Genomic DNA, 10,494 nt, shown 5'->3' on the forward strand with positions numbered 1-10,494 from the left:
GATGGAGGCACCAACCAGGTCCGCACCGGCGTCGGCCCGCCGGCCGCGGTCCGCGCTGCGCCTGGTTCGGCCGGTACTGTGGCTGGCCCTGCTGGTGGTACTGCTCGCGCTGCCGCTGTACCTGGAAGCCGCCTGGCTCAAAGCGGGCCAGTACATGATGCTCGGCGCGGTCGGGGCCATCGGACTGACCATGCTGATCGGCCAGGCGGGCCAGCTGTCCCTCGCGCACGCGTTCTTCCTGCTCGCCGGCGGCACCTCCTACACCGTGCTGTCCGGCCCCACCGGGGACGAGCGGGTGCTCGGCCTCGGCCTTGACCCCGGCCTGGCGCTGCTGGGCGCGGTAGCGATCAGCACCCTGCTCGGGCTCGCCTTCGCCCCGGTCGCCGGGCGGCTGCGCGGGATCTACCTCGGCGTGGCCTCGCTGTCCCTGGTCTTCCTCGGGCTGTACCTCGGGCAGGCCGCGGAGTCGCTCACCGGCGGCACCTCGACCGGGCGGCCACCGGCGAAGTTCGAGCTGTTCGGGTTCCCGTTCTCCAACGCGGGCCCGGAGATCGAACTGCTCGGCGTCCCGCTGCGCCAGGCCGAGCGGGTCTGGTACCTGTTCCTGGCGCTGACCGTGATCGCGTTCGTACTGGCCCGCGGCGCGATCCGGGGCCGCACCGGCCGGGCCTGGCGGGCGGTGCGGGACAACGAGGCCGCCGCCTCCGTGATGGGCGTGGGTGTCGCCCGCGCCAAGGCCGGAGCCTTCGCCGTGTCCTCGGCCTACGCCGGCCTGGCCGGGGTGATGACGGTGCTGTGGTTCGACATTCTCAAGCCCGACGAGAGCGAGTTCGGCACCTACGGCATCAACACCTCCATTGCCTTCCTGGCCATGGTGATCATCGGAGGGCTCGGCTCGATCTCCGGGGCGCTGGTCGGGGCGCTGCTGGTGAACGGCCTGCCCCAGGTGCTCTCCCTGTACGCGGCCGATCTGGGCTGGTTCACCGGGACCGGGGACGGCGCGTTCACCCCGGCCCTGATCAGCTCCTTCGTCTACGGCGCCGCGATTGTGCTCGTCGTGCTCTTCGAACCCGGCGGACTCGCGGCGATCGGCCGCCGGATGACGGACCTGCTGCGCACCACACACTCTGGAAAGGACCGGTGAACCGTATGAAGCGCCTACTCGCACTCACCTGCGCCGCCACGCTGCTGGCGGCGTGCAGCACCAAGGGCGGGGACTCCGGGGGCGGGGGCACCGACGACGCTGGGGTGCGGACCGGCCTCGGCGTCACCGACTCGGAGATCACCCTCGGCGTGATGACCGACAAGACCGGCGTGTTCAAGAACCTCGGCCTCGGCATCACCCAAGGCAACGAACTGTGGGTCGAGGACGTCAACGCCGAAGGTGGGGTCTGCGGCAGGCAGGTCCGGCTGGAACAGGTGGATCACGGTTACAAGGCCGATACGGCGAAGACCCTGTACCCGCAGATCGAGCCGAAGGTGCTCGGATTCGTGCAGCTGCTCGGATCCCCGATCACCGCCGCGCTCAAGCAGAATCTCGCCACCGACAAGGTGGTGGCCGCACCCGCGTCCTGGTCCTCGGAGCTGTTGGACAACCCGTACCTGATGATCGTCGGAACCACTTACGACGTGGAGATGATCGACGGACTTTCCTACCTGCGGGAGGAGGGCATGATCGCGGACGGGGACACCGTGGGGCATATCTATATCGACGGTGAGTACGGCGCGAACGGGCTGCGCGGGGCCCGGTACTACGCCGAGCAGCACGACCTGGACCTGCGCGAGGTGAAGATCACCTCGACGGACAACGATCTGACCAATGTGGTCACCGGGTTCAAGGGCGAGGGGGTGAAGGCGATCCTGCTGACCACCTCGCCGACCCAGACCGGATCGGTGCTCGCCGCGAACAAGGCGCTCGGGCTGAACGTCCCGGTGCTGGGCAACAACCCGGTGTTCGACCCGGTGCTGCACTCCAGCCCGGCCGCAGGCGCGCTGGACAAGCTGTACGTGGTGGCCAGCAGCGTGCCGTTCTCGGCGGACATCCCGAAGGCGCAGGAGGTCGCCGAGAAGTACAAGGCCGCCTACAGCGAGCCGCCGAACGCGGGAGTCCCCTACGGTTACGCGGTCGCCGAGGTGTGGGGCACGGTGCTGGAGCGGGCCTGTGCGAACAAGGACCTGACCCGCGAGGGCGTGCAGGCCGCGCTCAAGCAGACCACCTCGGCCGAGACCGGTGACCTGGTGGCCCCGCTGGACTTCTCCGTCCCCGGTGCCCCGGCCACCCGGCAGGTGTACGTCGCCCAGCCGGACGCGGCCGCGGAAGGCGGGATGCGGTACGTCAAGCCGCTGTTCGAGGCCACGGAGGCCAAGGAGTACCGGGCCCCGCACCAGGAATGAATGACCAGGCCGTTGCCCGCCCGGCTTCCGCCGCACGGGCAACGGCCTCAGCTCGTGCTCCGGCACAACAGTGCGTCCGGGTTCCCTGCGGGCGAGCCGAGGCGCCGGGTCCAGGCGACTCCGGCCACATAGGCGTCGCGGGCACACTGGCCCTTGTAATGACCGTGCGCGAAATCACCACCCGCGGCCGCCGGTGGGCGCGAATCGCCCCGGTCGAACCACACGACCTCCGACCGCTGCCCGAGCACCCCGCCGGAGCGCACGCACAACAGCGAGGACAAGTCCGCCCCGCGGAAGGCGTAGCCGGTGGCGAAATGCCCCTCCGGGCACTGGAACTTGGTGTAACCCGGCGCCCAGTCGGTGTCGACATGGCGCTCATCGGCCACCACCTGGTACCCGCCGCGCCACGGCGCACCGCCCCCGGCGTCGGAACACAGCCCGCGCCCACCGGTGTGGCCGAGCCCGACCAGCCGGAGCCCGTCCGGGCAGGCCGCCTTGCGGGCCCCGCGATCCCAGTCCGGTTCGGCACGCATCCGCGCGGAACGCACGGCGTCCGCGTGGTCCGGAGCGAGCTGCCGCCAGCGGTCGGCAGGCCGGGCAGGCCCACGAGGCGCGGTGACCAGCCTGCGCCACGCGGCGGCCCGCCAGTCGTCCCCATCGTCGATGCTCATCCGGTTGCCCTCGGCATCCCAGTGCACCAGTGCCCAGCCGTTGCCTCGCCGGTCCTCGTGCCAGCCGACCAGCGGCCAGTAGGCGAAGCTCGTATCGCGGGCAATGAGAAAGTCGACCATGTTCGCGAACCACGCGCGCGCCTTGGGATCGGTCTCCTCCCTGCCGCCGACGCCGAACTCGCTGATCCACAGCGGCGCGGTGAAGTGTCGCCCCTGCTCGGTGACGAAGAACGCCTGCCGCTGCAGCACCTCGAACAACTCGGCGCGGGACAGGTCCTGGTAACGCGGGTCACTGGTCTCGCCGATGCCGGTGGCGCCGCTGTGCCGTGGGCCGGTGTAGCCGTAGAAATGCGCCGAGTACACCAGCTTGTCCGAGCGCACCAGCGTGTGCGAGAGGGTTCGGGCTGGTTCCAGGGTCGGCCGACCGTGCGGGAAGCCGTCCACCGGGAGACCGAACCAGTTGATCCCCTCGATGATGATCAACAGGTTCGGGTTGGCCTCGGTGAGGATGCGATCCGCGGCCAGCTGCGCCGCGGCGTGCCAGTCGTGCTCGTCCCCGCCGCCCCAGTTGGGATCGTCCAGCACGTCCCGGCGCACCTCGTTGTAGAGGTCCGCGCCGACCACCCGCGGGTTGTCCACGTACCGGCGCGCCATCCGTAGCCAGTCGTTCACCCAGCGCTCGGTGGTCTGGCTGCTGTTCCAGCGCTCGTTCCCGTCCACCCCGCAGCACCACCTGGAGGTGTTGGTGTGGTTGTTCAGGATGACCGCGAAGCCCTCCGCGGTCAGCGCCTCGACCACGGCGTCGTACACCTGCAGCCGGGTGCGACCGCGCAGCTGCGGGTTTGCCGCCACCGCGGCGTCCGGGACCAGCGAGCCGTCCCGGATCATCTCGTTGGAGAACGGCAGCCGGACGCTGTTGATGCCCAGCTCGTGAAAACTGTCCATGATCTCGCGCATCGGTGCCCGGTCGAGACCGAGCGGGATGCCGTTGCTCATCTCGCCCGCATGGTGGTTGGCCGGGTCGGCGCGATCACCACTGCCGGTCCAGGTGCCGCTGGCCCCGTGCCAGTTGCCGGACTTGAGTGTGAAGCGGTCACCGTCGGCATCGACGATATACCGGCCCTGGGTGCTGAGCGGCCCGGTCCAGCCGACGTCAGGTTGCCGCGCGGGCACGGCCAGTGACGTGGCGGCGGTCAGGACCGCCAGCAACGTTATGAACATCCTTCACATTTTGACCGCGGCCGGCCCCCGGCGACAAGGTCCGGACGGCGGAAACGGGAGCCGGGATGGACTCGGAATCGGAGTCCTGGTGCGGCGCCCCTGCTGCGCCACACCAGGACTCCTTCAGTTGCCGGGCGCAAACCAACGGCCCGGCTGGCTGAGCAGCGGCAAGTCCGATCCTCGCACGACTCGCCGCTGGACGCTTCGGTGGCCACCGTCGCACGACCGGGTGGTTGCCGCCACCGCGGACCGCGGCGACGGACCAGTGTGGTGAATCGGTTTCGACAGTAAGAATATCGGACCACGCGGTCAACGTGCGGTTCACCAGGCGGACCGCGGCCGCACTCCGGGATGGACGGTGCCCGGCCCGCGGCGGACCACCACACCGGGCCACTCGTTCGAGTGAAGCTTCCGGCCTTTCCGCGCCATCAGTTCAAATCGAATATGTGTTCGAGTACACTGAGGTCATGTTCCCGACATCCTCGGGCCCGCGTTCCGGCATTCTTCTCTCCGAAATAGATTGACCGAGGGGTATACGCCCCGGCACGGTCAGCGAAGAAGGTCGTCGTTTACGCCGGACCCGGGCCACCCCCAACCGGAGGCGTTCATCATGAACACAACCGCACCGGCCAACGCGACCGCGACCGCCAGCAGCCCCAGATATGTACCGCCACGGGCCAGGCTTTCGCCACCCCCCGGACGCGCTCCGGCGACCATTCCGAAAATGACCGCGAGTGTGCCCGCGGGCAGCACGGCGAACCACAGCGCGCCGAGCACCAACGCGAAGACAATGGTGACCAGGGAATGCGGCATCGTCCCTGGCATCCAGGGCAGCACGAACAGCCAGGCGCCCCACGTCGACAAAGCCAGCACCAGGCCAACGGCACCGATCGACAGGGAGGCGATGGCCAGCCCCCGGCGGGGCCGCTCGGCAGGGGCTGTGGCCTTCGGATCGTCCGTGTTCTCGGTGTTCCCGATGTTCCCCGTGTTCTCGGTGCTGGATGGCTGCACTGGTCCTCCCCGATCCGTGACGGCTCGTCGTTACGATCGATATCGTGCCCGATCAGGTATTCCTCCGACACGTCCCGGCGCGGGCCGGCGACCTCCCCCACGAAGGCGACCACCACGACCAACTCCAAGCCCGTCCGAGCCGACCGTGCCGCGAGTCGGAAACAGACACTCGCGCGGCGAAGCCCACGGACGGCGAGGCCGGGCGCACACCCCACCAAGGCGACCACCACGACCAACTCCAAGCCCGTCCGAGCCGACCGTGCCGCGAGTTGGAAACAGACACTGAGCCGTATGGAAACCAGTGAGCTCTCGGTGGCCGCGGTGGCTGAGTTGTACGGGCTGGAGCCGCTGCCGGTCGAGGGCGGGCTGTTCCGGCGGACCTGGGCGGGTCCGATGGATGCCGACGGCCGGCCCGCGGGGTCGGCGATCCTGGCCCTGTTCGCCGCGGAGGACGAGTTGTTCTCCGCACTGCACCGGCTGCCGCTGGACGAGGTCTGGCACTTCTACCTCGGCGACCCACTCGAACTGCTGCTGCTCGAACCGAGCGGTGCGGCCAGGATCGAGCTGCTCGGCCAGGACGTCCTGGCCGGCCAGCGGGTCCAGCTGACGGTTCCCGCGGGCACCTGGATGGGCGCGCAGGTGGCACCGGGTGGGCGCTGGTCGCTCTGCGGGACCACCATGGCGCCGGGGTTCGTCCCCGAGGACTACGAGGGCGGCGACCTGGACACCCTGCTCGCCGCGTACCCGGACGCCGCCGAACGAATCCGCGCGCTGTGCCGCAGCGAGGCGCCGCTGCGGATGCCGAGGGAGTGAGACCGACCGAGAGGAGTTCTGTATGCCGGATGTCTCGCTGCCCGACCTCAGCGGCATCGTCGCCGTGGTCACCGGCGCCAGCGGGCAGGTCGGGCACGGTATCGCGCTGCGGTTCGCGCAGGCCGGTGCCGCCGTGGTGGCGCACTACCACCGCGACCAGGCGAGCGCCGAGAACCTGGTGCACCGGCTGCGGGAGACCGGAGCCGCGGCGTTGGCCGTGTCCGCGGACCTGAGCGAGGAACGGGAGTGCCATCGGCTCGTCGCGGCCGCGGTGGACTGGGGCGGGAAGCTGGACGCGCTGGTCAACAACGCCGGGGTGCAGCCGGTGCAGGAGCTGGCTGGGATGTCCGTAGCGGACTGGCGAGCGGTGGTGGACACCAATCTGACCAGCGCCTTCTGCTGCACACAGGCGGCGGCCGACGCGATGCGGGCGAGCGGCGGAACGGTCACCCACATCGCGTCCATCGAGGCCACCCAGCCCGCCACCGGCCATGCGCACTACACCGCCTCCAAGGCGGCGCTGGTGATGCACGCGCGCAACGCCGCGCTGGAGTACGGGCCGCACGGCATCCGGGTGAACGCTGTCTCGCCCGGGCTGATCCACCGCCCCGGCCTCGAGCAGGCCTGGCCCGAGGGGGTGCGGCGCTGGGAACAGGCGGCGCCGTTGACCCGGCTCGGGCGAGCCGAGGACATCGGCAACGCCTGCGTTTTCCTCGCCTCCCCGATGGCGGAGTGGATCAGTGGGCACAACCTGGTGGTGGACGGCGGCGTCGGCGCCCACCCGACCTGGTGAGGCATCAGGCTGTGTTCGAGGAAGACGCACACGTATCACCTCAGGCAACCACCGTCTTCAACCGCGCCTAGGCCAGTGCCCCGAAGAACGCCCGGAGCGGCCGGGGCCGGCGCCGCACCCCGGCGAGCTGAACTGGCACTGGCGGACCGCGGACTGACCGGACTCCGTTTGGTCACAGAAAAACGCTGTTGGGTGACTGCGCGTGCCCGGCTGGTTCGGAAAGGTCTTCCGCATGGGAACTCCACGCTCAGTACGCCCGGTCGCGATGATCGCCCTCTGCTGCGCGGTACTGGCCGCCGTCTGCACCACGCCGCCCGCGCAGGCCGGGGCGCGGCCGCAGCCGGCGGTGCGCCTGGTGGGCGAGTCGATCGTCCCGCACCAGTTGCGGTTCCTCGGCACCACCGTCGGCGGGCTCTCCGGCATCGACCGCGACCCCTACACCGGGGAGTACGTGCTGATCAGCGACGACCGCTCCTACCAGCAACCTGCCCGGTTCTACACCGCGCGGATCGACGTGGACGCGGGCGGGGTACACGGTGTCACCTTCACCGGAACCCACCCGCTACGTCGGCCGGACGGCGGTACCTACCCACCGCCCACCGCCAAGGACGGCAACGCCATCGACCCGGAGGAGATCAGGGTCGATCCGTGGACCGGGCACTACTGGTGGAGCCAGGAAGGCAACCGGCCGAAGGGGCAGGACCCGGCGGAGCCGCTGATCCAGCCGTCCATCGAGTTCAGCGCACGTTACGGCAGGCACGTCGGCAGCCTCCCGCTGCCGCGGCACTACCGGATCTCCCGGCACGAGCACGGTCCGCGCCGCAACCTCGCGCTGGAGGCGATCACTTTCAGTCAAGGCGGTTCGGTATTGACCACCGCACTGGAGGGTCCGTTGCTGCAGGACGGACCGGAACCGACCACCGAGCGCGGCGCGCTGGCCAGGGTGACCAGGCAGGAGCGGACCGGCGAGGTGCTGGACCAGTTCGCCTACCCACTGGAACCGCTGTTCGCCGAGCCGGATCCCACCAGCCCCTGGAACCCGGACACCGGGGTGCCCGCGATCCTCGCCCACCCGGACCACCCGTTGCGCTATCTGGTGCTGGAACGCAGCTACGTGCCGGGCGCCGGGTTCAAGGTACGGCTGTTCGAGGCGGACATCCGGGGCGCAACCGAGGTCCAGGACCGGCACTCGCTCAGCACCGAGCCGGTCCGGCCGATGCGCAAGCGGTTGCTCGCCGACCTGCACGATCTCGATCTATCCACTGTGGACAATATCGAGGGGATGACCTGGGGACCGGAACTGCCCGGTGGCGAGCGCACCCTGCTGCTCATCAGCGATGACAACTTCAGCCCGGAGGAGGTCACCCAGGTGGTCGCGCTCGGCCTGCGCTGACCACAGGTCGCATCCCTCGCCGGCCTGTAACGGTGAGCCCGTCGGCAGCGAATCAGAAGGCAGCCGCAGCCGGCCCGCTCCGGCGAGGGAGGAGACACGGTGGAACGCGTTGGCCTTGCGGTCATCGGTGCTGGTTACTGGGGACCGAACCTGGTCCGTAACGCGCAAGCGACTCCCGGGTTACGCCTGGAGTACCTGTGCGATCTCGACCGGGAACGAGCGGGCAGGGTACTCGGCGAGTACTCGACGGTACGGATCAGCGACTCCGTCGAGGAGGTGCTCGGCGATCCGGCCGTGTCCGCGGTGGCCATCGCGACCCCGGCCGCGACCCACCTCAAGGTGGCGATGGCCGCGCTGGAAGCCGGAAAGCACGTGCTGGTGGAGAAACCGCTGGCCACCACCCTCGCCGAGGGGCGCCAGCTCACCGCCGCGGCACAGCGCCGCGGGCTGGTACTGATGCTCGATCACACCTACTGCTATACCCCGGCGGTGCGGCATCTGCGCGAACTGGTCCGCGGCGGGGACATCGGCGCCATCCAGTACCTGGACTCGGTACGGATCAACCTCGGCCTGGTGCAGCCCGATGTGGACGTGTTGTGGGACCTCGCGCCGCACGACCTCTCCGTCTTCGACGCGATCCTGCCGGACGGGGTCCGGCCGATCGCGGTGGCGGCACACGGGTCCGATCCGATCGGGGCTGGGCGCGCCTGCGTGGCGCATCTCACGATCCGCCTCTCCGGTGGCGTGATGGCGCATGTGCACGTGAACTGGCTCTCCCCCACCAAGATCCGCACCATGGTGATCGGCGGCTCCCGCCGGACCGTGGTCTGGGACGACCTGAACCCGAGCCAGCGACTGTCCATTTACGACCGGGGCGTGGACACCTGTGATCCCGCCGAGCTGCCCCCGGAAAAGCGGGAACAGACGATAGTCTCCTACCGGGTCGGCGAGATGGTGGCTCCGGCACTCACCGAGCAGGAGGCCCTGCGCGCGGTGATGGCCGAGTTCGCCGGTGCGATCCAGGAGCGGCGCGCGCCGCTCACCGACGGCCGGTCCGGCCTGCGCGTGCTGGCGCTGCTGGAGGCAGCCACCGAGAGTTTGCGCAGCGATGGGGCATTCGTGGAGTTAGCCGAGGAGACGGTGTGAACGCGGCACAGCCGATCGAGGGACAACGGATTCTGGTCACCGGAGGAGCGGGCACCATCGGCTCCGCCCTGGTGGACCGGCTCGCGGAGGCGGGCGCGGCCCGCATCGTGGTGCTGGACAACCTGGTCCGCGGGCGTAAGGAGAACCTGGCGGCCGCGAGCGCCACCGCGGGAGACCGGCTGGAACTCGTCGAAGGCGACATCAACGACGCCACGCTGGTGCACGAGCTGACCGCGGGGACGGACGTGGTTTTCCACCTCGCCGCGCTGCGGATCACGCAATGCGCCGAGCAGCCACGGCTGGCACTGGAGTCACTGGTCGACGGCACCTTCACCGTGCTGGAAGCCGCCGCGGAGGCGGGGGTGCGCAAGGTCATCGCGTCCTCATCCGCCTCGGTCTACGGCCTCGCCGAGCACTTCCCCACCGACGAGCGGCATCACCCGTACAACAACGACACCTTCTACGGCGCGGCGAAGGCCTTCAACGAGGGCATGCTGCGCAGCTTCAAGGCGATGTACGGACTCGACTACGTGGCGTTGCGGTACTTCAACGTGTACGGGCCGCGGATGGACGTGCACGGCCTCTACACCGAGGTGTTGATCCGCTGGATGGAACGGATCAACCGCGGTGAGCCGCCGCTGATCTTCGGGGACGGCGCGCAGACGATGGACTTCGTGCACGTCCACGACATCGCGCGGGCGAACCTGCTGGCCGCCACCGCACCGGTGACCGACGCGGTGTACAACATCGCCAGCGCCACCGAGACCAGCCTGCGCCAGCTCGCCCTCGACCTGCTCGCCGCCATGGGCTCCGGCCTGGAGCCGGAGCACGGTCCCGAGCGCGCGGTCAACGGGGTGACCAGGCGGCTGGCCGATATCTCCGCGGCCGAACGGGACCTGGGCTGGCGCCCGCAGATCGAGCTGCGCCAGGGATTGCGCGACCTCGTCTCCTGGTGGCGCGCCAACACCGGTGCCGGTGCGGAATAACCACCCCTTTGTCCTTTTTGGTGCTCCTTTACTGAAAAACACCGGACAATCTAACGCAGGGTGAAT

Annotated in this window: 9 protein-coding genes; 7 read left to right on the forward strand and 2 right to left on the reverse strand. The window is 69.7% G+C overall.

Annotation, left to right across the window (positions count from 1 at the left end):
• Position 1: 1 nt before the first annotated feature.
• Both KOI47_RS23850 and KOI47_RS23855 read left to right on the forward strand, forming a co-directional pair.
• On the forward strand, positions 2-1,144 hold the full coding sequence (locus KOI47_RS23850) for a branched-chain amino acid ABC transporter permease (protein ID WP_216217499.1): 1,143 nt from the start codon (positions 2-4) through the stop codon (positions 1,142-1,144).
• A gap of 5 nt (positions 1,145-1,149) precedes the next feature.
• Positions 1,150-2,394: an ABC transporter substrate-binding protein gene (locus tag KOI47_RS23855; protein ID WP_216207610.1), complete on the forward strand. Its 1,245-nt coding sequence runs from the start codon at positions 1,150-1,152 to the stop codon at positions 2,392-2,394.
• Positions 2,395-2,441: 47 nt separating this feature from the next.
• On the opposite strand, the gene KOI47_RS23860 is transcribed toward KOI47_RS23855, so the two are convergent.
• Complete coding sequence (locus tag KOI47_RS23860; protein ID WP_216207612.1) at positions 2,442-4,286, reverse strand: glycoside hydrolase family 5 protein; 1,845 nt, start codon at positions 4,284-4,286, stop codon at positions 2,442-2,444.
• Positions 4,287-4,835: 549 nt separating this feature from the next.
• The gene (locus KOI47_RS23865) at positions 4,836-5,297 is read right to left on the reverse strand and encodes a hypothetical protein (protein WP_232376201.1); all 462 of its coding nucleotides are present in this window, start codon (positions 5,295-5,297) and stop codon (positions 4,836-4,838) included.
• Positions 5,298-5,588: 291 nt separating this feature from the next.
• On the opposite strand from KOI47_RS23865, the gene KOI47_RS23870 reads away from it, so the two are divergent.
• The 5 genes from KOI47_RS23870 to KOI47_RS23890 all read left to right on the forward strand — a co-directional run bounded on the left by KOI47_RS23870 (position 5,589) and on the right by KOI47_RS23890 (position 10,428).
• The gene (locus KOI47_RS23870; protein ID WP_216207615.1) at positions 5,589-6,110 is read left to right on the forward strand and encodes a cupin domain-containing protein; all 522 of its coding nucleotides are present in this window, start codon (positions 5,589-5,591) and stop codon (positions 6,108-6,110) included.
• 22 nt (positions 6,111-6,132) lie between these two features.
• Positions 6,133-6,903, forward strand: coding sequence for an SDR family NAD(P)-dependent oxidoreductase (locus KOI47_RS23875; protein ID WP_232376202.1), 771 nt, complete (start codon positions 6,133-6,135; stop codon positions 6,901-6,903).
• 232 nt (positions 6,904-7,135) lie between these two features.
• A complete protein-coding gene (locus tag KOI47_RS23880) occupies positions 7,136-8,296 on the forward strand; it encodes an esterase-like activity of phytase family protein (protein WP_232376203.1) in 1,161 nt (386 codons plus the stop codon).
• Between the two features lie 99 nt (positions 8,297-8,395).
• Positions 8,396-9,442, forward strand: coding sequence for a Gfo/Idh/MocA family protein (locus KOI47_RS23885; RefSeq protein ID WP_216207617.1), 1,047 nt, complete (start codon positions 8,396-8,398; stop codon positions 9,440-9,442).
• Positions 9,439-10,428: an SDR family NAD(P)-dependent oxidoreductase gene (locus KOI47_RS23890; protein WP_216207621.1), complete on the forward strand. Its 990-nt coding sequence runs from the start codon at positions 9,439-9,441 to the stop codon at positions 10,426-10,428. Before KOI47_RS23885 ends, KOI47_RS23890 begins: the two co-directional genes overlap by 4 nt.
• The last annotated feature ends 66 nt before the right edge of the window (positions 10,429-10,494 follow it).

The sequence above is a fragment of the Amycolatopsis aidingensis genome (assembly GCF_018885265.1).
Lineage (GTDB): Bacteria > Actinomycetota > Actinomycetes > Mycobacteriales > Pseudonocardiaceae > Amycolatopsis > Amycolatopsis aidingensis.